Source organism: Mesorhizobium sp. 131-2-1, assembly GCF_016756535.1.
Classification (GTDB): domain Bacteria; phylum Pseudomonadota; class Alphaproteobacteria; order Rhizobiales; family Rhizobiaceae; genus Mesorhizobium.
This window is the reverse complement of record NZ_AP023247.1, coordinates 1831432-1856722: the sequence shown is the minus strand read 5'-3', so window position 1 is coordinate 1856722 and position 25291 is coordinate 1831432. Positions and strand designations below refer to the sequence as shown.

Below are 25291 nucleotides of genomic sequence, written 5' to 3'. Positions count from 1 at the left end.
GCCGGCGCGAGGCCGGCCATGGCCATGAAAATAGACGTCAGTTGCCGGTTTCGCCGACCGCCTGTTCGGCTGCCTTGATCGCTGCCTGGCGTGCCGCGATCTGGTCGCCGATCGGCGGGCCCTGGAAGCGACGGTTCTCGAAACCGAACCAAAGCACCGCAGTCAGCACAAGGAAGCCAATGGTGATGTAGAGCACCTTGTCGTTCGGCGGCTGGATGGCGATGTAGAAGATGATCGCCATGCCGATGACCGACAGGGCGCAGAACAGCTTGAACAGGCCGGCGCCGAGATTCCACGGGCCGGGGTTCGGCCACTTCGCCGTTCCGAAAGTGAGCATGCCGAGCACGATCGGGACCGTGAATGACAGGAACAGGAAGACCAGCGTCGAGTTGACGACGATGGTGTAGATGTTGGTGCCCCCGATCGAGATGAACTGGGCAAGGAAGACGTAGATAATCTCGAGGATCGCGGCGGTCCAGATGGCGTTGACCGGCGTCCGCCAGGTTGGGCTGACTTTGGCGAGTCCGGCTGACCCGACCGGCATGCCGCCATCGCGAGAGAAGGCAAACAGCATGCGAGAAGCCGAGGTCACCGTGGCCAGACCGCAGAGGAACTGCGAGATCAGGATGGCGAAATAGAGCAGTTCCTTCAGCCACACGGGCAGGATTGCGTCCATGGTCGAGAAGAAGACACTCCAACCCTGCTTGGCGCCGGCCGCGAGGTCCGGGATCGCCAGCACGATGGCGCAAAGCATGACCCATCCAATCAGCGACGACCAGAGCACGGACGAAACGATCGCTCGCGGAACCGAGTGTGCGGCCTTGAGCGTCTCTTCCGACGTATGCGCCGACGCGTCATAGCCGGTGATCGTGTAGACCGGCAGCAGCAGGCAGAGCAGGAAGAGGTAGGTCATGGAGTCGGTCTGCGGGAAAACCCCGCCGCCCGCGTCGCCCGAGTAGTTGGTGAACGTCCACAACCGGGTGACGTCGATTGCCGGAGCAAACACCAGGCAAGCCACGATCAGCACCGCCGTTGCGCCGAGGATCAGGAAGCCGGAGGCATCCGTCAGCATGGCGGTAAGCTTGATGCCGAAGTGATTGCAGAGCGCCTGAAGCACGGTGATGAAGGCAACGAACCCGACGATCTCGCCAGGCGTGCCGGTGATGCCGAACCAGCTGCCGAACGTGCCGACGAAGAAGAACGCGGTGCCGATGTTGATGGCGCCGAGCACGGTGATAAGGCCAAGCAGGTTGAGCCAGGCGGTCAGCCAGCCGGTGAAACGGTTACCGAGGATCGACGACCAGTGATAGAGGCCGCCGGCGGTCGGAAACGCCGAGGCGATCTGTGCCATCGCGAGAGCGAAGAACCCGGAAACGGCACAGCCGACAATCCAGCCGATGCCGGCGCCGGCGCCGCCGATGGACGAGGTGGCTTGCGCGAACGAATTGATGCCGCCCGACAGGATGCAGATGATCGAGAATGAGATCGCGAAGTTCGAGAAGCGGCTCATGCTTCGCGACAGTTCCTGGGCATAGCCCATTCCGTGAAGGACCTTTAGGTCCTCATGCTTGTCGACGTCCGAGTAGTCTGCCATGTGAAGTCCCCTTAATTTCTTAGCTGGCCGATTGTACTGACTATCCCACTGCGCGTTGTCGGGAGCCGCTGGCCTCCTCGGGCTCCAGATTGGAAAAAATGCCGGTGAGCAGATCCGCCCATCTCCGCTGCCCGGTCTCGCCGGAGATTTCATCGTTGCGGATCTCGATCATCACGCAGGCAAGGCCGCGCGAGCGCGCGTGCCGTTCCAGCGTGAAATAGACGCGGTCGGCCGGCGAATAGGGTTCGTTGACGCCGACGGTGACGCCGGCGAGCCGCTGCAGCGCTGATATCAGGGGTGCCGCCAGCCGGCGGTCCTCGTCATGGATGATGCCGATATGCCAGGGCCGGCTCTTGCCCTTGTAGACCGGCGTGAAGGAATGAACCGACACCAACCGCGTCTCCTGCCCGCGCGCCAGCCTACCGTCGATGATGCGCGCGATCGTGTCGTGGAACGGGCGCCACGACAGATCGATGCGCCGTTCGCGCTGCTTGTCCGACAGGCCGGCATTGCCGGGAATGATCGTGGTCTCGCTGATTGGCGGCACGAGGTCCGGCGCGTCGAGCGGCCGGTTGCAGTCGATGACGAGGCGCGAGATGCCGGTCTCGACCAGCGTGGCGTCGAGCGCGGCGGCCATGCGGTGAGCGACCGGCAGCGCGCCGGGATCCCAGGCGATATGGCGGGAAAGGTCCTCGGCGGGCAGGCCAAGCGTGCCGAATTCGGCGGGCAGGAAGTTGGAGGCGTGGTCGCAAGTCAGCACAAATGGGCTCGATCCGCCGGGGTTGCTGACCCTCACGGTTTCAGACTCTGCATGGCTGGCGGGCCGTGCTGTCTCCATAGTCCGTCGTCCCCTGGAGAGCGCTGTACCGTATGTTACGTATTTTGTGTCATTGCGCCCTTGCGGATGATTTCATACAGTTTGTCCGGCTTTGTCAAACGCGATTTCGGGGAACGGCGTCGACCGGGCCAATAGATGGGGGAAAACGATGATCTCCAGCATCGCCGAACTGATTTCTGACCGCATCGGCACGATGCCGGCCGGCGAGCGGCGAGCGGCGCAGACGCTGATCGCCAACTATCCGCTGATCGGATTGAAGACGGTCGCCGAGTTCTCGGCCGCCGCCGGTGTATCCTCGCCGACGATCCTGCGTTTCGTCGCCCGTCTCGGCTTCCAGAACTATCCGGAATTCCAGTCGGCGCTGCAGGACGAACTGGCGGCGCAATTGCAGTCGCCGGCGTCGCGCACGCTCAACCCGGCCTCGCCCGGCAGCGGCGGCGCGGTGTCGCCGATGCTGGAGGCGACGCTCGAGAACATGCGCGAGACCTTCAGGCACCTGTCCGAGAAGCAGCTTGCCGACATCGGGGCCATGCTCGCCGCGCGGCGCGGCAAGACCTTCCTGATCGGGGGGCGTTTCACCGATCCGCTGGCGCGCTATATGGCCGCCCACCTCGCCATCGTCCAGCCGGACGTCTACCACCTCGCCGGACAGGAAAGCATCTGGCGCGACCGGCTGATCGACATGGGCAAGCGCGACGTGCTGGTGATCTTCGACATCCGGCGCTACCAGGACAGCCTGGTGCGCTTTGCCGAGACGGCGCATCAGCGCGGCGTCCAGATCGTGCTGTTCACCGACCAGTGGCTGTCGCCGATCGCCCGCTTCGCCCGTCACGTCATTGCCGGACGCACCGCCGTGCCCTCGGCCTGGGATTCCTCGGCCGCCCTGTTCGTCGTCGCCGAGACGCTGATCGGCGCCGTCACCAGGCAGCTCGAGGCCGACGGCGCCAAGCGCATCCGCGAGCTGGAAGGCCTGCGCTAGCTTTCGTTTGGCGTCACGTTACGCAGATTTAATGTGCACGATTGCGTGATAATTGCGATAACCGGTCACAACGGGGGTTGACGTGGCCGCCGGTCCGTATCGTCGGCGCGCCGCTTCCACCCGGAACCCGGCAGACGTTTTGCCAACCGGAGTGCCGATGGCCGCCTGGAAACAGATTGTTCTTGCGCTTGTGGTCCTGGTGGCCGCGGCTGCCGCCTGGGTCCGCTTTTCCCCGGGCGCGCCGGCGGTGCTGGCACGCTGGGGTATCGAATGGGCCGATGCCGCCACGCCGGCGGTGACGACTGGCGCGATCGACGCGGCAAAGCAGGCAAGCGGGCGCGGCGCCGCCGGCCGGCCGGCGATTGTCGTCGCCCTGCCGGCGAGCATGGCCACCATCAACGACCGCCTGCAGGCGATCGGCACCGGCCGCGCCAACGCCTCGGTGACGGTCAATCCCTACTCCTCCGGCCGTCTCGTCGAATTCCTGGTCGCCTCCGGCGCTCATGTCGACAAGGGCCAGGTCATCGCCACCCTCGATTCCGATACCGAGGTGATTGCCGAGGACCGTGCCAAGGTCGGCCTGCAGGACGCCCAGGCCAAGCTCGACCGGGTCAAGTCGCTGAGGGCCTCCAACGCGGCGACGCCGGTCGCCGTCGCCGATGCCGAGGTGGCGCTGGCCAACGCCAAGCTGGCGCTGCGCGACGCCGAACTCGCCCTGCAGCGCCGCTCCATCGTGGCGCCGATAGCGGGCACGGTCGGCATCCTGCCGATTTCGGCCGGCAACTACGTGACCAGCCAGTCGGCGATCGCCACGCTCGACGACCGCTCCTCGATCCTGGTCGACTTCCTCGTGCCGGAACGCTTCGCCGCCGCCGTCAAGGTCGGCGCGCAACTGTCGGCGACGCCGATCGCCAATCCGAGCCAGGCCTATACCGGAACGGTCTCGGCGATCGACAACCATATCGACGAGGCCAGCCGCACGCTGCTGGTCAAGGCGACGATCGCCAACCCGGCGGATTCGCTGCGCGCCGGCATGTCATTCCAGATCAGCATGAAATTCCCGGGCGACTCCTATCCGGCGGTCAGCCCGCTGGCCATCCTGTGGGGCTCCGACGGCGCCTATGTCTGGGCGATCGAAGACGGCAAGGCCAGGCGCGTGCCGGTGCGCATCATCCAGCGCAACACCGAGACGGTGCTGATCGACGCCCCGATCGTCAGCGGCGACATGGTGGTGACCGAAGGCACCCAGAGCGTCAGCGAGGGCGGCGAGGTCCGCATAGCCGGTGAGCAGCAGCGCGCCGCCGAAGCGGACGGCACATGACCGCCGTCAACGGTGCCAGCGAGACCGGCTTCACCGCGCTGTTCATCCGCCGGCCGGTCATGGCCCTGGTGCTGAACACGCTGATCGCCGTCGCCGGCCTCGCCGCCTTCTATGGTGTCGAGATCCGCGAGCTGCCGGATGTCGACCGGCCCGTCATCACCGTCAGCACGACCTTCGAGGGAGCGGCCGCCGAAACGGTCGACCGCGAGCTAACCGACACGATCGAGGGCGCGGTCGCCCGCGTCTCCGGCGTCAAGTCGATCTCGTCGACCTCCTCCTTCGGCAACAGCCGCGTCACCATCGAGTTCAATGACGGCGTCGATCTCGACGTCGCCGCCTCCGATGTGCGCGATGCCGTCAGCCGCATCGCCAACCAGATACCGGATACGGCCGACACGCCGCGCATCGTCAAGGCCGATGCCAATTCCGAGCCGGTGATGCGCCTGGCGGTCACCTCCGACACCATGTCGGTGCAGGACATGACGGTGATCGTCCAGGATCAGATCGAGGATGAGCTCGCCGCAGTGCCGGGCGTCGCCGACGTCCAAGTTTCCGGTGGCCGCGACAAGATCTTCCGCATCGATGTCGACCAGAACAAGCTCGCCAGCCACGGCTTCACCGTCGCCGATTTGAGGGCGGCCCTCGCCTCGGTCGCCTTCGATTCGCCGGCGGGTTCCATCACCACGACCAACCAGGACCTGATCGTGCGCACCACTGCGGACGTGACGACGCCGGAGGAGTTCGAGAACATCATCATCGGCGGCAAGACGCGCATCCGCGACGTCGCCACCGTCACGCTCGGTCCCGACATCGGCCAGACGGCGTTGCGGTCGGACGGCAAGACCGGCATCGGTCTCGGCATCATCCGCCAGGCGGAATCGAACACGCTGGACATCTCGACCGGCGTCAGGGCGGCCGTCGCCAAGCTGCAGGAGAACCTGCCCAAGGGCATGTCAATCAAGGTCACCAGCGACGACGCCGTCTTCGTCAACGGTGCCGTGCACGAGGTCGAGATCGCCCTGGCGCTCTCGGTTTCGATCGTGCTGATCGTCATCTACGCCTTCCTGCTCGACTGGCGCGCGACGCTGATCCCCGGCCTGTCGATGCCGGTCGCCATGATCGGCACCATCGCCGCGATCTATCTCGCCGGCTTCTCGGTCAACATCCTGACGCTGCTGGCGCTGGTGCTGGCCACCGGCCTCGTCGTCGACGACGCCATCGTCGTGCTCGAAAACATCGTGCGCCGGCGCAACCAGGGCATGGGGCCGCGCGCCGCCGCCGTGCTTGGCGCACAGGAGGTCTTCTTCGCCGTCATCGCCACCACGCTGACGCTCGTCGCCGTCTTCGTGCCGATCTCCTTCCTGCCCGGCCAGACCGGCGGCCTGTTCCGCGAATTCGGCTTCGTGCTTGCCATGTCGGTGCTTCTGTCCTGCGTGGTGGCGCTCACCCTTTGCCCGATGCTCGCCTCCCGCATGCTATCCAGCGCCTCGCTTCACCATGAAGGCGGCAAGGGCATCGGCGCCCGCATCGGCGGCGCTCTGAACGCGGCCTACCGGCGCTGCCTGCATGCATGCCTCGGCGCGCCATGGCTTGTGGTCCTCGTCGCGCTGCTCTTTGCCGGCACCGCCTTCGCCCTCTTCGGCACCATCCGCCAGGAGCTGACGCCGAGCGAGGACCGCGCCGTCGTCTTGTTGCGCATCAACGCGCCGCAAGGCGTCAGCCTCGACTACACCACCGAGCAGATGCAGAAGATCGAAAGGCTGATCCAGCCGCTGCGCGATTCCGGCGAGATCCGCAGCACCTTCGAAAACGCCGGCCAGAACGGCGCCTACAACTCAGGCTTCATGGTGATGACGCTGGCGCCGTGGAATGAGCGCGCGCGCAGCCAGCAGGAGATCATGGCCGAGATCAGCCGGTTGACAAGGCAGGTACCGAGCGTGCGCGTCTTTCCCGTGCAGCCCAACAGCCTGGGCATCCGCGGCGCCGGCAACGGCCTGCAGTTCGCGCTGGTCGGCAACGACCGCAAGGCGCTCGGCGAGGCGGCGGTCAAGGTCATCGCCGAGATGCAGAAGGACCCGCGCTTCCAGTCGCCACGGCTCTCGGTCGACCCGACGCAGCCGCAGCTTGCAGTCGCCATCGACCGCGAGCGCGCCTCCGACCTCGGCATCGACATCACCGGGCTCGCCGCCACGCTTCAGGCCATGCTCGACGGCAACGACGTCGTCGACGTCTATATCGCCGACCGCAGCTACGGCGTGAAGCTGGTCTCGACGACCAATCCGATCAACGACCCGACCGACCTGGAAAACATCTTCCTGAAGACCGGCGACGGCCGCTTCGTGCCGATGTCGACCATCGCCACGCTGACCGAACGCGCCGTGCCGCCATCGCTGACCCGCGAGCAGCAACAGCCGTCAGTCGCCATCACCTCGAACCTGTCGGGCGACTTCGCGCTCGGCGACGCACTGAGCCACGCCGAGGAGATCGCGACGCCGCTTCTGCCGCCCGGCAGCCGCATCCTGCCACTCGCGGAAGCCGCGACGCTGGGCGAAACCAACAGCGCCATGATCACCATCTTCGGCTTCGCGCTGGTCATCATCCTCCTCGTGCTCGCCGCCCAGTTCGAAAGCTTCGTCAGCGCCATCATCATCATGGCGACGGTGCCTCTGGGCCTCGCCTGCGCGATCTTCGCGCTCCTGCTTTCGGGCACCAGCCTCAATGCCTACAGCCAAATCGGCCTCGTGCTGCTGGTCGGCGTCATGGCCAAGAACGGCATTCTGATCGTCGAGTTCGCCAACCAGCTGCGTGACCGCGGGCTCGGCGTGCGCGAGGCGATCGAGCAGGCCTCCATCATTCGGCTCCGCCCGGTGATGATGACGATGATCTGCACCGTGCTCGGCGGCGTGCCGCTGGTGCTGGCCGCCGGTGCCGGCGCCGAGGCGCGCATCGCGCTCGGCTGGGTGATCGTCGGTGGGCTCGGCCTCGCCACCGTCTCGACCCTGTTCCTGACCCCGGTCGCCTATCTGCTGCTCGGCCGCTTCGTCACGCCAAAGACGCACGAGGAAGCCCGGCTGAAGCGCGAGCTCGAGGAAGCCGCCTACACCAATATCGAACCGGCGGAGTAGGTCCCTTACCCTCCCCCTTGTGGGGAGGGTAAGGTTCATGGCTTGATGAAAACCTTCCCATTCGGCTTGGCGAGTTCCCCCGCCACGCGACCGATCGCCTCGCCCAGCGGCACCACCGCCGTCACATCCGTAGACCAGCGCCCGTCGGAAAAGCGCTTTTGCGCCTCCATCACCGCAGAGCCCATCCTGTCGCGGTACTGGCGCATCCATTCGGCAAGCCAGAAGCCTTCGATATGCTTGTGCTGGAAGATCAGTTGGCCGGGCTCGCGGATCACCGTCGGTTGCGCGTCGAGCCGGCCGTAGACGATCCAGCGCGAACGCTTCGGCATGGCGTTGAAGATGGCCGAGGCTAGCGGCCCGGTGACGGCGTCGAGGAAGATGCGCGGCTGCTCGGCCTTGATCACCTCGCGCAGCCTGGCCTCGAAATCCGGCGCCTTCTCGTTGAGTACATGGGCGGCGCCGGCCTCCTCGAGCAGCGGGATCTGCTCGTCGCGGCGCACGGTGACGATCGGCCTGTAGCCCTCTTCCTTCGCCAGACCCGCTATCAGCTTGCAGAGTTGGCTGGCGCCGGCGGTCATGATGAAGGCCTTCTCGCCCTCCTGCCTGACGATATCGAACATGGCGAGCGCGGTCAGCGGGTTGACGATCATCGCAGCACCATCCTCGTCCTTCACCGTGTCGAGCAGCGGGATGCAGGACGCGGCTTCCGCGACCGCGTAGTCGGCCCAGGCGCCCCAGTTCGACAGGCCGGTGGCGAAGGCGACGCGCTTGCCGCCCAGACCTGTTGCGTAAGGTTCGCCGCCGGTCGCCGCCACGGTGCCGACACCCTCGAAGCCGGCTGGCCGGCCCTTGACGCGCGGCTGGCCGTATTGGCCCTTGATGAAGGCGACGTCGGACGGGTTGATCGAGGCCAGGCTGACCTTGATCAGCACCTGGCTGGGTCCGGGGGTCGGCACTGCGATCGTGCCTTGTTCAAGATAAGGCTCCATCGCCTCCAGCGCGCTGCCGGACGGCGTCTTCGTGTAGCCGTCGCCGGTGAGCAGCAACGCCTTCATCTCGGATGGAACGGCCATGGGAATACTCCTTGCTTGTCGCAGACTGTGACCGGCCGGGCTTTGCGCTCAGACCTTCTCCTGCGTGTACTTCTTCAGCTCGGTCCGCGCCACCTGCCGGCGGTGCACAGCGTCGGGCCCGTCGGCCAGCCGCAGCGTGCGCAGATGCGTCCACGAGCGCGCCAGCGGCGTATCCTGGCTGATGCCTTGCGCGCCGAACATCTGCACCGCCTCGTCGGTGACCTTGAGCGCGACGCGGGGCGCCACGACCTTGATCTGGCTGATCCAGGGCGCGGCGGCGCGTGCATCGCCCTGATCGATCATCCACGCCGCCTTGAGGCACAACAGCCTCGCCATCTCGATCTCCATGCGGCATTCGGCGATGATGTCGAAATTGGCGCCGAGCTTCGCCAGCTTCTGGCCGAAGGCCTCGCGCCGCACCGAGCGCTGGCACAGCATCTCCAGCGCCATCTCAGCCTGGCCGATGGCGCGCATGCAGTGGTGGATGCGGCCCGGCCCCAGCCGCCCCTGCGCGATCTCGAAACCCCTGCCCTCGCCGAGGATCAGGTTCGCGGCCGGCACGCGCACATTGTCGAACCTGAGATGCATGTGGCCGTGCGGCGCGTCGTCGTCGCCATAGACCTGCATGGGCCGAAGCTTGGTTACGCCCTTGGCATCCGCGGGCACCAGGACCATCGAATGCCGGCGGTGCTGCGGCGCGTCGTCGCCGCCCGTCCGGACCATGACGATGTAGATGGCGCAGCGCGGATCGCCGGCGCCGGACGCCCACCATTTCTCGCCATTGAGCACATAGTCGTCGCCCTGCCGTTCGCAGCGCATCGAAATGTTGGTGGCGTCGGAGGAGGCGACATCCGGCTCGGTCATCAGATAGGCCGAGCGGATTTTTCCTTCGAGCAGCGGCTCCAGCCATTGCCGCTTGTGTTCGGCCGAGCCGTAGCGCTCCAGCACTTCCATATTGCCGGTGTCGGGCGCCGAACAGTTGAAGGTCTCGGCGCCGAGATGGGCCTTGCCCATCTCCTCGGCCAGATAGGCATATTCGACGGTGGAAAGCCCATAACCGCGCTCGGAGCCGGTCAGCCAGAAATTCCACAACCCGCGCTCCCGGGCGGTCTTCTTCAGCCCTTCGAGGATTTCAGTCTGCCGCGACGTGTAGACCCAGCGGTCGCCGCCCTTGCCGATTTCGGCCAGGAACTCCTCGCCGAGTGGCGCAATCTCGTCACGCACCATCGCCGCGACGCGAGCATGGATCGGCTTCAGCCGCTCGGTCATACCGAGATTCATGTCCGCCATGGCTTCCGGTCCTTTCGGAGATGCATCTTTACCCGTGGCAAGGATGACCGTACTTCGGCTAGCCTTGTCAACGCGAGTCCTTGGGCGAGTCCCTGGGCGGGTCCCTGGTCTCGGCCAGAAGGGCAAAGCGGAGGAGTGCGATGAGCTATCTGGACGAGTTGTTCTCGGTCTCCGGCAAAACCGCGCTGGTCACCGGTGCGGCGACCGGCATCGGCCGCATGGCGGCGACCGCCCTGGTCAGGGCCGGCGCCAGCGTGATGATTGCCTCGCGCAAGGGCGAGGACTGCGTCGAGGTCGCCAGCGAATTGAACGCCCTCGGCGGCCCGGGACGTGCCGAGGGCTTTGCCGGTGACGTCTCCAGCGAGGCCGGCATCGCCGCGCTCGTCGCCGAGGTGAAGGCGCGGACCGAGCGGCTGCACATACTCATCAACAACGCCGGCATTTCCTGGGGCGCGCCGCTGGAGGATTTCCCCTACCACGCCTGGGCCAAGGTGTTCGGCGTCAACGTCACCGCCGTCTTCCACTTGACGCGCGAGCTGCTGCCCCTGCTCGACGCCGCTGCCGGCGACGCCGACCCGGCCCGGGTGATCAATCTGGGCTCGGTGATGGGCACACAGCCGCTTGCCGATGACGCCTATTCCTACACCGCCTCCAAGGCCGCGGTTCATCACCTGACGCGCACGCTGGCGATCGAGTTCGCCGCCCGCCGCATCACCGTCAATGCCTTTGCCCCCGGTCCTTTCCAGAGCCGGATGACCGCTTTCGCCACCGGCACCGAGGAACAGGCCCGTCATGTCGGCAGCCATGTTCCGATCGGCCGTATCGGCATGCCGGATGACATTGCCGGCGCAACGCTTTATTTGTGCAGCCGTGCGGGCAGCTATGTCACCGGCGCCATCCTGCCGATCGACGGCGGCCAGTCGGTGCAGCATGGGCTGACCCTGTTCAAGGAATGATATGTCCGACCGGAACGCCGGCGGGGGTGAAGTGGAGGACATCAGCGTGGAACCGATCAGTCTCGACGTGCTTCTGGCCAGCGTCGGCAAGGAAGTCGGCGTGTCGCCTTGGCGCGTGGTCACGCAGCGCATGATCGACCAGTTCGCCGACGCCACCGATGACCACCAGTTCATCCATTGCGATCCGGAGCGCGCCAGCCGCGAGACGCCGTTCGGCGGCACCATCGCGCATGGCTTCCTGTCGCTGTCGCTGCTGTCGGCCATGACCTTCGAAACCATGCCGCCGCTCGAAAACAGCAAGATGGGCGTCAACCACGGTTTCGATTCATTGCGCTTCCTGGCGCCGGTGAAGACCGGCTCGCGCATCCGCACCCGTTTCGTGCTGGCCGACGTCAAGGTGCGGCCATCCGGCTGGGTGCAGACCGCGCATGACGTCACCATCGAGATCGAGGGCTCGAAGAAGCCGGCGCTGACCGCGCGCTGGCTGACCCTGACGTTGATCGAGCGCCAGCCCGAGACCGCATGAGCGGCGACGCCAACGCGCACGACGAGTCGGCGCTTGCGCTCAATCAGGAAGCGCTTGCGCCGTATCTAGAGGCGCATATCCCTGGTTTTGCAGGGCTTTCCGCGATAGACAAATTCAAGTCCGGACAATCGAACCCGACCTATCTGCTCACCGCGGCAAGCGGCCGCTACGTGCTGCGCGCCAAGCCGCCGGGCCAGTTGCTGAAATCAGCGCATCAGGTCGATCGTGAATTCAGGGTAATGCAGGCGCTTGCCCCCACCGCCGTGCCGGTGCCCCGCATGCTGCACCTTTCCGACGAAGTGACGCCGATCGGCCGCATGTTCTACGTCATGGAGTTCCTCGACGGCCGCATCTTCTGGGACCCGTCCTTGCCGGACGTATCGGGCAATGACGAACGCGCCGCCATCTACGATGCCATGAACGCGACGCTCGCCGCCTTGCACGATGTCGATGCAGAAGCCATCGGCCTCGGCGATTTCGGCAAGCCCGGCAGTTATTTCGAGCGCCAGTTCGCCCGCTGGACCGGCCAGTACCGCGCCTCCGAAACCGGAACCATCCCGGACATGGATCGGCTGATCGCATGGCTGGAGACGCATATGCCAGCCGATGACGGCCGCGTTTCGCTGGTGCATGGCGACTACCGGCTGGACAACATGATCTTCGCAGCCAGCGAGCCGATGGTGACCGCGGTGCTCGACTGGGAGCTGTCGACGCTCGGCCACCCCTTCGCCGACATCGCCTATCAATGCATGCAATGGCGCCTGCCGCACGCATCCGGCTTTCGCGGCCTCGGCGGCATCGACCGCGCGTCGCTCGGCCTGCCGTCGGAAGACGCCTATGTCGAGGCCTATTGCCGGCGGCGCGGGCTAGCCGGCATCGGCAACTGGAGTTTTTTCCTCGCTTTCTCCTTCTTCCGGCTGGCGGCGATCTGCCAGGGCGTCTACCGCCGCGCGCTGGATGGCAACGCCTCCAATCCGGAAAAAGCCAGGACCTATGGCGAGGCGGTAAAACTGCTCGCTTCGCTGGCGGTAAAACTGATCGACGCGGAGAACTGAGCGATGGGCCGTTTCGATGGAGCGACGGTGCTGATCACCGGAGCGACCGGCGGTCTCGGCAGGGGCGCGGCAAAAGCCTTCGCCATCGAGGGCGCGCGGCTGGTCCTTTCGGATCTCGACGAAGCGGCCCTCACCGATTTCGCCGCGACGCTTGATGCCGAGACAACAATCCTTGCCGGCAACATCGCCGATGAGAAGCTCTCCGAGGACCTGGTCGCCCTGGCAGTGGAAAAATTCGGCCGGCTCGACATCGCCGTCAACAATGCCGGCATCGTCCATTCTTTCGTGCGCCTGCCGCAGGTGGCGTCGGACGAGGCGCGCCGCGTGCTGGAGGTCGACCTGCTCGGCGTCTTCTACGCCATGAAGCACCAGATCCCGCAGATGGAACGGCAGTTCAGGGCCAGCGGCAAGGGCGGCGCCATCGTCAACATCGCCTCGGTCGCCGGCCTCTCCGGCGCACCCAAGCTGTCGGTCTACGCCGCCGCCAAGCACGGCGTCGTCGGTCTGACCCGTTCGGCGGCGGTGGAATACGCCACCAAAGGCGTGCGCATCAACGCCGTCTGCCCAGCCCATACCCGAACAGCGATGGTGGACGGCTTCGTCCGCTCCAGCGGCTCTCCGGAAACCGAGGCGATTGCCGAGCTTACGCGCGGCGTGCCGATGAAGCGGGTCGGCGAGGTCGACGAGATCACGACGGGAATCCTATTCCTTGCCGATCCCGCCAATTCCTTCATGACCGGCCATGCTCTGGCGCTCGATGGCGGGATCGGCGCCATCTAGACTGGTGTGATCCTGGACCGTTTCGGACCTGGAATCGCGTTGGAACAAAGAGTTAGGGCGAACGTTGGGGAACCTGCGGCGCACTTGTCCGTTTCCGTACAGCGTATATAATTTAGTAAGGCAACCAAACATCAAAGGCAGGCAGACATTGCCGCTGAGCGTCCAGACACGCCGTGAAAAGCAGAAAGCCGAATTGCGCTCCGAACTGGTCGAAGCGGCCCACAAGCTCGTGCAGGAAGAGGGCTATGAAGGCCTGACCATCCGCAAGCTGGCCAAGCGCGTCGGCTACGCGCCGATGTCGGTCTATTCCTACTTCGCCGACAAGCAGGACATTCTGTTCGCATTGGCCGAGGACGCTTTCGAAACGCTGGCGCGGCGGATCGAGGAACACCCCGCCGATGATCCGATCGAGGCGCTGCAGGCGGTGATGACCGAATATGCCGCCTTCGGGCTCGGCAATCCGAACGAATACCGCACCGTCTTCATGACTGAGAAGACCCGGCTGCCGGATGGCCGGAGTTACGAGGACATGGAAGAGGGCAATCCGGCGATGAAAGTGCTGATCAGCAGGGTCGAGGCCTGCGTCGCCGCCGGCAAGCTCAAGGGCGACCCGCGCGCCATCGCCACCATGTTGTGGGCGGTCGGCCACGGCACGATCTCGCTGCTGATCACCTTCCCCTTCTATCCGTTCGGCGACCCGCAGGCCTTCGTGAAGCGGATGTGCGATTTCACGCTTGCCTCGCTTTCGGCGCAGGACGTGCCGCCGCTGACCGAAACACCGGTCAACTGCTGATTGGGGCAATTCCAGGAAAAGTACGTGGCTGGTTTCCGCCGGAACGATCCGGTTTAGGGGAGCGGTGCGGCATTTTCGCATTTTCAGAAAATTTGACCGTACGTGTACGATTTCTCACTTGAAGTCTCTATCCTTCGGACGTATATGTACGTCGTATCGTACATGTACGAAAAGGTTTGACCGGAGAAAGATGATGAAAAAGTCAGTCCTCGCTCTCGCTACCGTCCTGGCCTTCTCGGGCGCCGCTTTCGCCGGCACCAGCCATCAGGCCAAGCAGGCTCCTGCCGCGGCCTGCGTGCAGACCAATGTGAAGCTCGATTGCGGCACGACCGGCTCAATCGAAAAGACAGGCACCACGACCAAGACCGACGCGGCCAAGGGCCCGCGTCTGGGTATCGAGATCGATCCGTGGATCGTGCCCAGCACGTTCTGAGGGTTCGAATCTTGGACCATGAAAAACAAGGGCGGCAGGATATCCTGGCCGCCCTTTTTACTGGTCGAATTACTTGCGCGGCTTGCGCCCTGGTACCGTCTTGGCCCTGCCGGGTCTTGCGGGACCACCAGGAATAGAGGTCGACGTGATCGACACCGGATCGCTGGCCGGAAACGTGTCCTCGAGGCCTTCCTCGAGTTCCTCTTCCTCGACCTCGTGACTTCGCTCGTGCTCGAGCGAGCGCACAGCCGCGGTCTTCTTGGGTGACTTCGACACTGATTTCGACGGCACCGGCATTCTCCCTCGACACGCTGCGGCAAAACGGCCTAGCGCGACTATGGTTCCCACAGCAATTCCAGGAAAAGTGTGTAACGGTTTTCCGTCCGGAATTGCGTGAAAACAAAGAGATAGAGCGGTTCGGCGTTTCCGTGAAACGCTGAAACGCTCTAGGTTCACGCCGCCGCGTCGCTTGCCGCTTCCGACAGCAAAGTAAAGACATAGTCCGAGAACGAACGCCAGCATTCGACACGGAAGGCATCCGCCGCCGTGCGCAGAAGCACGATCTCGGCCTTGCCGAGGATGGTGCGCGAGGCAGCCCCCACCGGAAAGGCTTCCAGCGACAGGTCCTGCGGGCAGCCGGCGTTGACGGTCGCGGCAGCGGCGGGACCGGTGACGGAAAAGGCGACATTGCGATGCGAGATGCCGACCGCCGAATGCAGCGCCGTCACCTTGGCGCAGTCGGCGAGCGGATCCTTGCCGGCCTCGTCGATCACCAGCCATTCGTCCGGCCCGAGCCAGAGCGCTGTCCGCCCTGCCTTAGCCGCCGAGCTCTTCGGCTTGGTCGGCAAGCTCACGCCGAGCGCCTTCGAAAGCGCGGCACCGGAAGCCTCTGGCGCGCGCAGCGAGATGCGCTCAGCCGGCGGCAGCACGGCGAGCGCGACGCCCTTCGCCTCCACTGTGCGCCCGGCAAGCGCCGGACGGCGCTCGGCCGATGCGGTCGCGGCGGATGCACTAGTCTTTGCGGCAGCCTTAGCCATTGAGGCGCTCCCCCTTCTCGTCGAAGAACACCATGCCGGTGACCTCCACCTCGATCGTTCCGTTCGGCATCGGCACATAGAGCGTCTTGCCCATGCGGTCGCGGCCGCCGGCGACCAGCGCCAGCGCGATCGAGCGGCCGCAATTCTCCGACCAGTAGCTGGAAGTGACGTGGCCGATCATCTTCATCGGGATCGCCTGTTTCGGATCCTCGACGATCTGCGCGCCCTCTTCCAGCACCACCTTGGGGTCCTTGGTCTTGAGGCCGACGAGCTGCTTGCGGCCCTTGGCGACCAAGTCCGGCCGGACCATGCCGCGAATGCCGACAAAGTCGGTCTTCTTCTTGCCGACCGCCCAGTCGAGCCCGGCATCATTCGGCGTCACCGTGCCGTCGGTGTCCTGGCCGACGATGATGTAGCCCTTTTCGGCGCGCAGCACGTGCATCGACTCGGTGCCGTAGGCGCAGGCGCCATGCTTCTGGCCCTCGGCCCACAGCGCTTCCCAGACCGCCTGCCCGTAATCGGCCGGCACGTTGACTTCGAAGCCGCGCTCACCGGTGAACGACATGCGGAACAGCCTCGTCGGCACGCCGCAGATCTTGCCTTCGCGCACCGACATATGCGGCAGCGCCTCGTCCGACATGTCGATGCCTTCGACCAGCGGCGCGATGATCTCGCGCGACTTCGGGCCCTGCACGGCGATGACCGCCCATTGCTCGGTGATCGAGCTCAGCCAGACATTGAGATGCGGGAACTCGGTCTGGAGATAATCCTCCATGTGGTTCATGACGCGCGGCGCGCCGCCCGTCGTCGTCGTCACATGGAAGCGGTCCGGCGCCAGCCTGCCGACGACGCCGTCATCATAGATGAAGCCGTCCTCGCGCAGCATGATGCCATAACGGCAGCGGCCGGGTTCGAGCTTCTCCCACGGATTGGTGTAGAGCAGCTCCATGAACTTGGCCGCGTCCGGCCCAACCACCTCGATCTTGCCCAGCGTCGAGGCGTCGAACAGGCCGGCCGTCTTGCGAACGGTCACGCATTCGCGGTCGACGGCAGCGTGCATGTCCTCGCCTCCCCTGGGGAAGTACCAGGCGCGCTTCCACTGGCCGACATCCTCGAACACCGCGCCTTGCGCGGCCGCCCAGGGATGGATCGCCGTCTTGCGCGTCGGGTCGAACAGGGCGCCGCGCGCATGGCCGACGATCGAGCCGAAGGTCACCGGCGTATAGGGCGCCCGGAAGGTGGTGAGGCCGACCTGCGGGATCGGCTTGCCCAGCGTCTCGGCGGCGATCGCCAGGCCGTGCATGTTGGAGGTCTTGCCCTGGTCGGTCGCCATGCCGTTGGTGGTGAAGCGCTTGACGTGCTCGATCGAGTGCATGCCTTCATGCACCGCCTGGCGGATGTCCTTGGCGGTGACGTCGTTCTGGAAATCGACGAAGGCCTTGACCGTCGTGTCCGGCCCGGCGCCGGGCGCAGCACCCAGCATGCCGCGCGACCAGCTCTCGCCGGCATCGACCTTGGGCTTGGCGCCCTTGCCCGTCTTCACGCTGGAATCCTTGCCGCCGGCTTCCTTCGCCGCCTTGGCGCCCGCCGCATAGGCCTCGTCGACGGTTGCCGCCAGCCCGTCGGTGCCGTTGCAGGCGCCGACCGAAACGCAGTCCTGCGCATAGGTTCCCGGCACGAAGCGCCGCGTCTCGTCGTTGAAGGCGACCTTGCCACGCGACTGAGAGAACAGATGCACCGAGGGCGTCCAGCCGGCCGACATCAGGATGGCGTCGACCGGGATGGTGCGCTCGCCGCCGCCGTTCTTCGGCTGCACGGTCATCGACGATACGCGCAGCTTGCCGCCGGCGCGGATCACCGCGCGGCCGAAATTCACCTCGATGCCCAGCCCCCTCGCCTCATCGATCACCGGCCCGGTCGGATGGTCGCGCAGGTCGACGATGGCGGCGATGTTGACGCCGGCCTTCTTCAGGTCGATCGCCGCCGCATAGGCGGAATCATTGGCGGTGTAGACGCCGACATTTTTGCCGACGGCGACGCCGTAGTGGTTGAGGTAGGTGCGCGCGGCCGATGCCAGCATGATGCCCGGACGGTCATTGTCGGCAAACACCATGTGCCGCTCGATGGCGCCAGTTGCCAGCACGACTCGGCTGGCGCGGACCTGCCACAGCCGCTCGCGCGGCACATCACGGCCCGGATACTGCAAATGGTCGCCGACCCGCTCGACCAGGCCGACGAAATTCTGCGCGTAATAGCCAAATGCAGTCGTGCGCGTCAGCAGGCGGACATTGTCCATCGCCTTGAGCTTCGCGATCGCGCCTTGCGCCCAGGCAAAGCCGTCCGCGCCATCGATCCTGGCGCCGGCCTCGAAGCGCAGGCTGCCGCCGAACTCGGCCTGCTCGTCGGCGAGGATGACCCTGACGCCGGTCTCGGCAGCGGCAAGTGCTGCCGCGATGCCTGCCGCGCCGCCGCCCAGCACCAGCACCTCGCAATGGGCATAGCGCGCGGAATAGTGGTCAGGATCCGGCCGGTCCGGCGACACGCCGAGGCCGGCCGCGGCGCGGATCTTCGGCTCATAGAGGCTTTTCCAGGCCGCCTTCGGCCACATGAAGGTCTTGTAGTAGAAGCCGGCCGAAAACAGCGGCGAGGCGATGTCGTTGACCGCGCCGACATCGAAGGCGAGCGAGGGCCAGCGGTTCTGCGAGTTGGCGGTGAGCCCGTCATAGAGCTCCTGCACGGTCGCCCGCACATTCGGCGTCTTGCGCGCGTCGTCGCGCACGATCTGCACCAGCGCGTTGGGCTCCTCCGCGCCGGCGGAGAGGAAGCCGCGCGGCCGGTGGTACTTGAACGAACGGCCGACGAGATGGACGCCGTTGGCGAGCAGCGCCGAGGCGAGCGTATCGCCCTCGACGCCGGCATAGGCCTGGCCGTCGAAGCTGAAGCGGGCGGTCTTCGACTGCTTGAGGCGGCCGGCGCCGGAAATGCGGAAAGAGGTGCTCATTTCGAGGCTCCCGGCAGCTTCGCTGGCTTCGGCTCGCCGGCCTTGTAGGTCATGATGAACTTGTCAGTGACGGTGTCGCGCACGGCGTTGAAGAAGCGCGCGCAGCCATGCATGTGCCGCCAGCGCTCGTAGATGACGCCCTTGGGGTTCGAGCGGATGAAGAAGAACTTCTCGAAATCGTCATCGCTCTCGCCGGCCATGTTGGTCGAGCGCGCGATATGCGCCTCGCCGGCGTTGCGGAACTCGAGTTCCGGGCGCTCTTCCTCGCAATAGGGGCAGCGGATGAGAAGCATCGTGTTTCGTTCCTACAATTCGCCGTGGCCGACATGGGTGCCGGCCGGTTGATCGCAAAGCCGCTGGCCGAGCGTGACAAAGGGCGCAATCAGCCGGATGCGCTCCTCGACGCTTGCCGCCGGGCGGAAAAGGTCGCGATAGGCCATGTTGCCGATCGTGAGCTGCACCGGATCGGTGGTGACAATGACGCGGCGCGGCTCGAAGCTTTCGCTCTCGTCGAGGTGAGCCGGCCTGTTCTCGAAGAACATCACCACCTTGCGGCCGCCGCTCCAGACGCAGGCGAGCATGCCGTCGTCGACCGAGAACGGCCACTCCGCCTCGTTTTCGGCGCGGCTGATCGGCTGCACGCGCACCTCCTCGGGCGTCGGAAAATGAAACAGGCCCTGCTCGCCGGCGAGCACCAGCGGCATCGCGACGGCCATCTCGGCCATCATCATCAGTGCGCCACCGCCGCTGCCGCGGCCTCGTCGATCAGGCGGCCGGTGCGGAAGCGCTCGATGGTGAAGGGCGCGTTGATCGGGTGCGGATCGTCCTTGGCGATCGTATGCGCGAAGACATGGCCGGAGCCCGGCGTCGCCTTGAAGCCGCCCGTGCCCCAGCCGCAATTGACGTAGAGGCCCTTGACCGGCGTCTTGGCCAGGATCGGCGAACGATCCGGCGTGACGTCGACGATGCCGCCCCAGGAACGCAGCATCTTCATGCGCGTGAAGATCGGGAACATCTCGCAGATGGCGTCGAGCGTGTGCTGCAATATGTGCAGGCCGCCGGTCTGCGAATAGGAGACATACTGGTCGGTGCCGGCGCCGATGACCAGCTCGCCCTTGTCGGACTGCGAGATATAGGCGTGCACCGTGTTCGACATCACCACGCACGGCACCACCGGCTTGACCGGCTCCGACACCAGCGCCTGCAGTGGGTAACTTTCCAGCGGCATGCGCACGCCGGCCATATCCATGATGACGGAGGAGTGGCCGGCGGCGACGACGCCGACCTTCTTGGCGCCGATGAAGCCGCGCGTCGTGTCGACGCCCATGACCGCGCCGTTCGGCGCCCGCTTGACGCCGGTAACCTCGCAATTCTGGATGATGTGCACGCCGCGCGCCGAGGCGCCGCGCGCATAGCCCCAGGCGACCGCGTCGTGGCGCGCCGTGCCGCCGCGGCGCTGCAAGGCGGCTCCCACCACCGGATAGCGCGCATCCCTGGAGATGTTGAGCGGCGGGCAGAATTCCTTCGCCTGCTCCGGCGTCAGCCATTCATTGTCGATGCCGTTGAGGCGGTTGGCATGCACGTGGCGCTTCAGCACCTGGATGTCGTGCACATTGTGGGCGAGCATCATGACGCCGCGCGCCGAATACATGACGTTGTAGTTGAGCTCCTGGGAGAGCCCGTCCCACAGCTTCAGCGCATGGTCGTAGATGCCGGCGCTCTCGTCGTAGAGATAGTTGGAGCGGATGATGGTGGTGTTGCGACCGGTGTTGCCGCCGCCAAGCCAGCCCTTCTCCAGCACCGCGACATTGGTGATGCCGTGCACGGTGGCCAGGTAGTAAGCGGTGGCCAGGCCATGACCGCCGGCGCCGACGATGATGACGTCGTATTCCTTCTTCGGCTCCGGCGAAGACCATTGCTCTTCCCAGCCCTTGTGGCCGCGCATGGCCTCGCGGGCGATGGCGAATACCGAATATTTCTTCACGTTCCAGGCCTCGCGCCAGTAGCTTTCGCGGATTTGCGGCCGGGCATCCCCGCCTCGGCACGCGAGGAGTATCACTAGCGAAACCGCGCTGCCATCCTTGCGCTGTTTGCGACGGTGCTTGCCGTTTTGCGCCGCGACAAATGCGACGCATCCGCTGGCGGTCGATTAAGCCGCGCGGTGCGGAGTCGATGCAGCTTTCGGGTGGCCGCAACCATGCCGATTTGCGACCAAGCATCCGACCACCGGCAAGGCCGGCACGAAAGAAGGATGCAAAAGATGTTCGCGCTCACCAACAAGGTCGCCATCGTCACCGGCGCCAGCTCCGGCATAGGCCGCGCCACGGCAAAGCTCTTCGCCGAACAGGGCGCCCGACTGATCGTTGCCGCCCGCCGGCAAACAGAGCTCGACATGTTGGCCGGCGAGATCGAGGAGGCCGGCGGCACCGCCGTCGCGCTTGCCGGCGATGTCAGGGACGAGACTTATGCGAAGGCCCTCGTCGATCTGGCGGTCGAAAGGTTCGGCGGTCTCGACATCGGCGCCGTCGGCCAGATGGGACCGGTTTCCGACCTGTCGCTAGCGGGATGGCGCGAAACGCTCGACACAAACCTCACCAGCGCGTTTCTCGGCGCGAAATACCAGGTGCCGGCGATGATCGAGCGGGGCGGCGGCTCGCTGATCTTCACCTCCACCTTTGTCGGTCACACCGTCGGCATGCCCGGCATGACCAGCTATGCGGCAAGCAAGGCCGGCCTGATCGGACTGACGCAGGTGCTGGCCGCCGAGTACGGACCGCAGGGGCTGCGCGTCAACGCGCTGCTGCCGGGCGGCACCGATACGCCCGCGGCGACATTCAAGACACCGGAGACGCGGGCCTTCGTGGAAAACCTGCATGCGCTGAAGCGCGTGGCGCAGCCGGAAGAGATCGCCCGCTCGGCGCTTTACCTCGCCTCCGACGCGTCGAGCTTCACCACCGGCACCGCGCTGTTTGCCGACGGTGGCGTCTCGATCAACCGGACGTGAACGGATTGGCGGGCATCGTCGACACCCGCCAGCCGAAAATGTCGCGAAGCGGCCTTGCATTTCGCTGCCGATTTGGCGATTCCGTTTTGTCGTCGAAGACGGACGGTAACAATGCTGCTGATCAGGACTTACGTCGCCCAGAGCGCCATCGAAGGCGTCGGCGTTTTCGCCGCCGAGCCGATCCGCAAGGGAGCCTCGATCTGGCGCCTCGATCCGGATTTCGACCGGCTGATCCCGATCGAGAAATACGACGCAGCGCCCCCGCATCTGAAAGAGTTGCTCGACCGTTACGCCTATCCGAGTCCCGATCGGCCGGGCTTCATGGTCTATGAGGTCGACAATGGCCGCTTCATGAACCATGCCGAGCGGCCGAACACCGACTTCTCGCAATATGGCGGCGCGACGGCGACCCGCGACATCGCCGAGGGTGAGGAAATAACCTGCGACTACGGCGAATTCTTCGAGGATTTCGCCCGCCTTCACCTGGCGACCGCCTAGCGAAACGCCAACCGGCGGCGGCCAGTTGCAATTTGGCTGCCCGATTGCATTCGGCAGTGGACAGGACGGCCTGATTCTGCTATCAGCCGCCACAATTCGCGGTGCAACTCGCCGCGGAGGCATAGCGGCTATGGCCGTTTGCCTGTTGATATCAAACCCGAAAGACAGGATTGCCCGTGCAGGTACTCGTCCGCGACAACAATGTTGATCAGGCGCTTCGCGCGCTGAAGAAAAAGATGCAGCGCGAAGGCATTTTCCGCGAAATGAAGATGCGCGGTCACTACGAGAAGCCTTCCGAGAAGCGCGCCCGCGAAAAGGCGGAAGCCGTGCGCCGCGCCCGCAAGCTAGCCCGCAAGCGCGCCCAGCGCGAAGGCCTGCTGCCGATGACCCCGCGTCCGGCTCCGGCTGGCGCTGCGGGTGCTGCGCGTTCGCCGCGCTGATACCGCCAATTTTTCGTCCTTTTCGAAGGATACCCAAGGGTGGCGCGATGCGGAATCGCCGCCACCCTTTTGTTTAGAGCGACGTGCGGCCTGTTGGACGCACGACGTACGCACTAACACTTGAGATGTTTTGGACCCCGGTTCGGAGAGGGAACGGACCTGACGGCGCGGCGGCAGTGAGGACAGAGATGAACGCAATTTCCGTGGAGCGCAAAACCGCTTTTCGCGGCTTCGCCCTGACGGCGGCCCTGCTCTCGGGCCTGGCGCTTGCCGCATGCCAGACGGCCCCGACCGGCGAGTTCAACAACATCGACAAGGCGCAAGGCTCGACCGAGAACATCTCATCGCTGTCGGCCGTGATCCAGCGCAATCCGCAGGATCCCGAAGGCTACAATGTGCGCGGTTCGGCCTATGGCCGCGGCGGCCAGTACCAGGCGGCGCTGAAGGACTTCGACACCGCCATCCAGCTCAATCCGAATTTCTACCAGGCCTATTCGAACCGCGCGCTTATCCAGCGCTTCCTCGGCAACCAGGCGGCGGCGCTTGCCGACTACAACCGCTCGATCCAGATCAACGCCAATTACGACGCCGCCTATATCGGCCGCGGCAATCTCTACCGCAAGGCGGGCCGGACCCAGGAAGCCTTCAACGACTTCCAGAAGGCGATCCAGCTCGATACGACCGATGCCCGCGCCTACCACAATCGCGGCCTGATCTATCAGAGCCAGGGCCAGCACAAATTCGCCATCGAGGATTTCTCGACCGCCATCTCGCTGGCGCCGGACGCCGCCGAGCCCTACAACGGCCGCGGTCTCTCCTACCTTGCGATGAACGACGAGGACAACGCCTTCTCCGACTTCAACATGGCCATCAAGCTCGACGGCAAGAACGCGGAGGCCTGGGCCAACCAGGCGCTGATCTACGAGCGGCGCGGCGACAAGGCACGGGCGGCGAAATCCTACCGCGAGGCGATCCATCTCGACCCGACCTACCAGCCGGCCAAGGACGGCCTGTCGCGCACCGGCACTGCCAGCACCGGCTGATACCGGGCCGGCACGCCGCGACGCCCCGTCCACAGGGTCTGCTCCCCAGCGTAGGGCCGGGCGGGACGCGGAAATCGCAACCTTTTGCGTATCGAGCCGGAAGGCCTGGTCAGCATTTGGGGTGCATGTGGCGCCACTGAGCCCTCCACCTGAAAACTGACTCTCAGCCCGTGGGCGTGACAATCCGCAAGCCATGTCCGGTGACGAACTGCCGCCACCCCAGGCTAACCGCCGCGGGCAAAGCGTTAACCCTTGCCATGTTCGTGCCAAGTTTTCGGCGGAACGCTCCACGCACCTCGACCGTTAACCGGGGCCAATTTTTGCGAAAGGACCTTTTTGCCATGATCAAGAAACTTGCCTTTGCGGCCGCGCTTGCCACTACGGTCCTCGCGCTCCCCGTCAACGCCGGCACGCTCCGGCTTGGCACGCTCGATTGCACCATCGATGGCGGCGTCGGCTATGTCATCACGTCGAACAAGGGCGTGTCCTGCACCTTCCGCCCCTATCACCATGGGCCATCCGAGCAGTATACCGGGATGATCTCCAAGCTCGGCGTCGATGTCGGCCAGACGCATCAGGGCCAGCTCGCCTGGGCGGTTCTGGCCGCCACCCGCAGCCATGACGAAGGCGACCTTGCCGGCAACTATTACGGCGTCAATGCCGAGGCGAGCGTCGTCACCGGCGGCGGCGCCAATCTCCTGGTCGGCGGGCTGAACAGCGCCTTCATGCTGGAGCCGCTCAGCGTCCAGGCGCAGACCGGCGTCAACCTGGCGGTCGCGGTGACCTCGCTGGAGCTGGTCCACTCCTTCAAATAAGGCTTAGTTGCTCCCTTACGTGCGGCGCGGAACAGGATACTGTTTCGCGCCGCATGCTTTTGGGGGACCGCCGTGCACAAGACCATCATCATCGCCGCTGTCACTGCCGCTGCCGCCTGTGCGGGATCGGCCCTTGCCCAAGACCAGGGCGTGGAGCTCGGCGCGCTCGATTGCGCCATCGGCGGCGGCACCGGCTTCATCTTCGGCTCCAGCAAGGATCTGAGCTGCACCTTCACCCCGGCGGACAAGACCTTTGCGCCGGAAGCCTACTTCGGCGCCGTCAACAAATATGGGCTCGACATCGGCACGACAAAGCAGAGCGTGATGCGGTGGCTGGTGCTGACGCCGTTGAAGAACATCTATGCGCCGGGCGCGCTCGCCGGCGACTATGTCGGCGCCAGCGCCGAGGTGACGGCGGCGGTCGGCGCCGGCGCCAACCTTCTGGTCGGCGGCTCCTCGCAGGCGTTCACCTTGCAACCGCTCAGCGTGCAGACGCAGAGCGGCATCAACATCGCCATCGGCGTCGCCCAGTTCCAGCTGCGCAGCACCGAGAACTGACCTTTCGATCAAAGCCGGCTGGGCTTCTCGCCGAGCCATTCCTCAAAAAGCCTCTTGAGCTGAACCGCGCTTGAGGTTCTACAAGCTCTGCCGAACTGGATCTGGCGCCCCTTCGCGCTGCGGATGAGGGTG

At 65.4% G+C, this 25291-nt stretch carries 25 protein-coding genes; 15 read left to right on the top strand and 10 right to left on the bottom strand.

All coding sequences use genetic code 11. The features are described from left to right. Positions 1 to 37: 37 nt before the first annotated feature. Together JG743_RS09145 and JG743_RS09140 are read right to left on the bottom strand one after the other, a co-directional pair. Positions 38 to 1594: an amino acid permease gene (locus tag JG743_RS09145; protein ID WP_202299738.1), complete on the bottom strand. Its 1557-nt coding sequence runs from the start codon at positions 1592 to 1594 to the stop codon at positions 38 to 40. 40 nt (positions 1595 to 1634) lie between these two features. Then, positions 1635 to 2432: an N-formylglutamate amidohydrolase gene (locus JG743_RS09140; protein ID WP_202299736.1), complete on the bottom strand. Its 798-nt coding sequence runs from the start codon at positions 2430 to 2432 to the stop codon at positions 1635 to 1637. 148 nt (positions 2433 to 2580) lie between these two features. Here JG743_RS09140 and JG743_RS09135 point away from each other — a divergent pair, with 148 nt between their 5' ends. From JG743_RS09135 to JG743_RS09125, 3 genes are all read left to right on the top strand, one after another. Next, positions 2581 to 3411, top strand: a complete 831-nt coding sequence (locus tag JG743_RS09135; RefSeq protein ID WP_202299734.1) for a MurR/RpiR family transcriptional regulator — start codon at positions 2581 to 2583, stop codon at positions 3409 to 3411. Positions 3412 to 3568: 157 nt separating this feature from the next. Continuing rightward, a complete protein-coding gene (locus JG743_RS09130; protein ID WP_202299732.1) occupies positions 3569 to 4732 on the top strand; it encodes an efflux RND transporter periplasmic adaptor subunit in 1164 nt (387 codons plus the stop codon). Continuing rightward, on the top strand, positions 4729 to 7857 hold the full coding sequence (locus JG743_RS09125; protein WP_202299730.1) for an efflux RND transporter permease subunit: 3129 nt from the start codon (positions 4729 to 4731) through the stop codon (positions 7855 to 7857). The genes JG743_RS09130 and JG743_RS09125 overlap by 4 nt, the downstream gene beginning before the upstream one ends. A gap of 35 nt (positions 7858 to 7892) precedes the next feature. On the opposite strand, the gene JG743_RS09120 is transcribed toward JG743_RS09125, so the two are convergent. Then, positions 7893 to 8930: a zinc-binding dehydrogenase gene (locus tag JG743_RS09120; RefSeq protein WP_202299728.1), complete on the bottom strand. Its 1038-nt coding sequence runs from the start codon at positions 8928 to 8930 to the stop codon at positions 7893 to 7895. A 48-nt stretch (positions 8931 to 8978) separates the two neighbouring features. Continuing rightward, entirely contained in the window at positions 8979 to 10220 is a 1242-nt protein-coding gene (locus JG743_RS09115; RefSeq protein ID WP_202299726.1) for an acyl-CoA dehydrogenase family protein, read from the bottom strand. 140 nt (positions 10221 to 10360) lie between these two features. Here JG743_RS09115 and JG743_RS09110 point away from each other — a divergent pair, with 140 nt between their 5' ends. The 6 genes from JG743_RS09110 to JG743_RS09085 all read left to right on the top strand — a co-directional run bounded on the left by JG743_RS09110 (position 10361) and on the right by JG743_RS09085 (position 14763). Beyond that, entirely contained in the window at positions 10361 to 11176 is an 816-nt protein-coding gene (locus JG743_RS09110; RefSeq protein ID WP_202299717.1) for an SDR family oxidoreductase, read from the top strand. 1 nt (position 11177) lies between these two features. After that, complete coding sequence (locus JG743_RS09105; protein ID WP_274608523.1) at positions 11178 to 11702, top strand: MaoC family dehydratase; 525 nt, start codon at positions 11178 to 11180, stop codon at positions 11700 to 11702. Beyond that, positions 11699 to 12757 (top strand): phosphotransferase, encoded by a 1059-nt coding sequence (locus JG743_RS09100; RefSeq protein WP_202299715.1) that lies wholly within the window; start codon positions 11699 to 11701, stop codon positions 12755 to 12757. Before JG743_RS09105 ends, JG743_RS09100 begins: the two co-directional genes overlap by 4 nt. Positions 12758 to 12760: 3 nt before the next feature. Then, the gene (locus JG743_RS09095) at positions 12761 to 13537 is read left to right on the top strand and encodes an SDR family NAD(P)-dependent oxidoreductase (RefSeq protein WP_202299699.1); all 777 of its coding nucleotides are present in this window, start codon (positions 12761 to 12763) and stop codon (positions 13535 to 13537) included. Between the two features lie 148 nt (positions 13538 to 13685). Next, complete coding sequence (locus JG743_RS09090; RefSeq protein ID WP_202299697.1) at positions 13686 to 14330, top strand: TetR/AcrR family transcriptional regulator; 645 nt, start codon at positions 13686 to 13688, stop codon at positions 14328 to 14330. Positions 14331 to 14523: 193 nt separating this feature from the next. Continuing rightward, positions 14524 to 14763 (top strand): DUF680 domain-containing protein, encoded by a 240-nt coding sequence (locus JG743_RS09085; RefSeq protein WP_202299695.1) that lies wholly within the window; start codon positions 14524 to 14526, stop codon positions 14761 to 14763. A gap of 69 nt (positions 14764 to 14832) precedes the next feature. Here the strand turns inward: JG743_RS09085 and JG743_RS09080 are convergent, their stop codons facing one another. The 6 genes from JG743_RS09080 to JG743_RS09055 form a co-directional block, all read right to left on the bottom strand. Then, positions 14833 to 15054 carry a hypothetical protein gene (locus JG743_RS09080; RefSeq protein WP_446720890.1) on the bottom strand — a complete coding sequence of 74 codons (222 nt, stop codon included), beginning with the start codon at positions 15052 to 15054 and terminating at the stop codon, positions 14833 to 14835. A gap of 161 nt (positions 15055 to 15215) precedes the next feature. Beyond that, positions 15216 to 15800 carry a sarcosine oxidase subunit gamma gene (locus JG743_RS09075; protein WP_202299691.1) on the bottom strand — a complete coding sequence of 195 codons (585 nt, stop codon included), beginning with the start codon at positions 15798 to 15800 and terminating at the stop codon, positions 15216 to 15218. Beyond that, positions 15793 to 18801, bottom strand: coding sequence for a sarcosine oxidase subunit alpha (locus JG743_RS09070; RefSeq protein WP_202299689.1), 3009 nt, complete (start codon positions 18799 to 18801; stop codon positions 15793 to 15795). Before JG743_RS09070 ends, JG743_RS09075 begins: the two co-directional genes overlap by 8 nt. After that, positions 18798 to 19094, bottom strand: coding sequence for a sarcosine oxidase subunit delta (locus JG743_RS09065; protein WP_126058369.1), 297 nt, complete (start codon positions 19092 to 19094; stop codon positions 18798 to 18800). The genes JG743_RS09070 and JG743_RS09065 overlap by 4 nt, the downstream gene beginning before the upstream one ends. 12 nt (positions 19095 to 19106) lie before the next feature. Then, on the bottom strand, positions 19107 to 19529 hold the full coding sequence (locus JG743_RS09060) for a hypothetical protein (protein WP_202302524.1): 423 nt from the start codon (positions 19527 to 19529) through the stop codon (positions 19107 to 19109). A gap of 2 nt (positions 19530 to 19531) precedes the next feature. Beyond that, on the bottom strand, positions 19532 to 20785 hold the full coding sequence (locus tag JG743_RS09055; RefSeq protein ID WP_202299687.1) for a sarcosine oxidase subunit beta: 1254 nt from the start codon (positions 20783 to 20785) through the stop codon (positions 19532 to 19534). 276 nt (positions 20786 to 21061) lie between these two features. Between JG743_RS09055 and JG743_RS09050 the strand changes: the two genes are divergently transcribed. The 6 genes from JG743_RS09050 (at position 21062) to JG743_RS09025 (ending at position 25159) form a co-directional block, all read left to right on the top strand. Further along, complete coding sequence (locus JG743_RS09050) at positions 21062 to 21805, top strand: SDR family oxidoreductase (RefSeq protein ID WP_202302522.1); 744 nt, start codon at positions 21062 to 21064, stop codon at positions 21803 to 21805. Positions 21806 to 21916: 111 nt separating this feature from the next. Continuing rightward, positions 21917 to 22303: an SET domain-containing protein gene (locus JG743_RS09045; RefSeq protein WP_202299685.1), complete on the top strand. Its 387-nt coding sequence runs from the start codon at positions 21917 to 21919 to the stop codon at positions 22301 to 22303. Positions 22304 to 22479: 176 nt separating this feature from the next. Next, the gene (gene rpsU, locus JG743_RS09040; protein ID WP_126058367.1) at positions 22480 to 22743 is read left to right on the top strand and encodes a 30S ribosomal protein S21; all 264 of its coding nucleotides are present in this window, start codon (positions 22480 to 22482) and stop codon (positions 22741 to 22743) included. 188 nt (positions 22744 to 22931) lie between these two features. Next, a complete protein-coding gene (locus tag JG743_RS09035) occupies positions 22932 to 23786 on the top strand; it encodes a tetratricopeptide repeat protein (RefSeq protein WP_202299674.1) in 855 nt (284 codons plus the stop codon). Positions 23787 to 24127: 341 nt separating this feature from the next. After that, positions 24128 to 24601: a DUF992 domain-containing protein gene (locus JG743_RS09030; protein ID WP_202299665.1), complete on the top strand. Its 474-nt coding sequence runs from the start codon at positions 24128 to 24130 to the stop codon at positions 24599 to 24601. 72 nt (positions 24602 to 24673) lie between these two features. Continuing rightward, positions 24674 to 25159 (top strand): DUF992 domain-containing protein, encoded by a 486-nt coding sequence (locus JG743_RS09025; protein ID WP_202299663.1) that lies wholly within the window; start codon positions 24674 to 24676, stop codon positions 25157 to 25159. The last annotated feature ends 132 nt before the right edge of the window (positions 25160 to 25291 follow it).

Coding starts and splice junctions, on each gene's coding strand:
- JG743_RS09145 (WP_202299738.1), bottom strand. CDS start 1,594: ATGGCAGACTACTCGGACGTCGACAAGCATGAGGACCTAAAGGTCCTT.
- JG743_RS09140 (WP_202299736.1), bottom strand. CDS start 2,432: ATGGAGACAGCACGGCCCGCCAGCCATGCAGAGTCTGAAACCGTGAGG.
- JG743_RS09135 (WP_202299734.1), top strand. CDS start 2,581: ATGATCTCCAGCATCGCCGAACTGATTTCTGACCGCATCGGCACGATG.
- JG743_RS09130 (WP_202299732.1), top strand. CDS start 3,569: ATGGCCGCCTGGAAACAGATTGTTCTTGCGCTTGTGGTCCTGGTGGCC.
- JG743_RS09125 (WP_202299730.1), top strand. CDS start 4,729: ATGACCGCCGTCAACGGTGCCAGCGAGACCGGCTTCACCGCGCTGTTC.
- JG743_RS09120 (WP_202299728.1), bottom strand. CDS start 8,930: ATGGCCGTTCCATCCGAGATGAAGGCGTTGCTGCTCACCGGCGACGGC.
- JG743_RS09115 (WP_202299726.1), bottom strand. CDS start 10,220: ATGGCGGACATGAATCTCGGTATGACCGAGCGGCTGAAGCCGATCCAT.
- JG743_RS09110 (WP_202299717.1), top strand. CDS start 10,361: ATGAGCTATCTGGACGAGTTGTTCTCGGTCTCCGGCAAAACCGCGCTG.
- JG743_RS09105 (WP_274608523.1), top strand. CDS start 11,178: ATGTCCGACCGGAACGCCGGCGGGGGTGAAGTGGAGGACATCAGCGTG.
- JG743_RS09100 (WP_202299715.1), top strand. CDS start 11,699: ATGAGCGGCGACGCCAACGCGCACGACGAGTCGGCGCTTGCGCTCAAT.
- JG743_RS09095 (WP_202299699.1), top strand. CDS start 12,761: ATGGGCCGTTTCGATGGAGCGACGGTGCTGATCACCGGAGCGACCGGC.
- JG743_RS09085 (WP_202299695.1), top strand. CDS start 14,524: ATGAAAAAGTCAGTCCTCGCTCTCGCTACCGTCCTGGCCTTCTCGGGC.
- JG743_RS09075 (WP_202299691.1), bottom strand. CDS start 15,800: ATGGCTAAGGCTGCCGCAAAGACTAGTGCATCCGCCGCGACCGCATCG.
- JG743_RS09070 (WP_202299689.1), bottom strand. CDS start 18,801: ATGAGCACCTCTTTCCGCATTTCCGGCGCCGGCCGCCTCAAGCAGTCG.
- JG743_RS09065 (WP_126058369.1), bottom strand. CDS start 19,094: ATGCTTCTCATCCGCTGCCCCTATTGCGAGGAAGAGCGCCCGGAACTC.
- JG743_RS09060 (WP_202302524.1), bottom strand. CDS start 19,529: ATGATGGCCGAGATGGCCGTCGCGATGCCGCTGGTGCTCGCCGGCGAG.
- JG743_RS09050 (WP_202302522.1), top strand. CDS start 21,062: ATGTTCGCGCTCACCAACAAGGTCGCCATCGTCACCGGCGCCAGCTCC.
- JG743_RS09045 (WP_202299685.1), top strand. CDS start 21,917: ATGCTGCTGATCAGGACTTACGTCGCCCAGAGCGCCATCGAAGGCGTC.
- JG743_RS09035 (WP_202299674.1), top strand. CDS start 22,932: ATGAACGCAATTTCCGTGGAGCGCAAAACCGCTTTTCGCGGCTTCGCC.
- JG743_RS09030 (WP_202299665.1), top strand. CDS start 24,128: ATGATCAAGAAACTTGCCTTTGCGGCCGCGCTTGCCACTACGGTCCTC.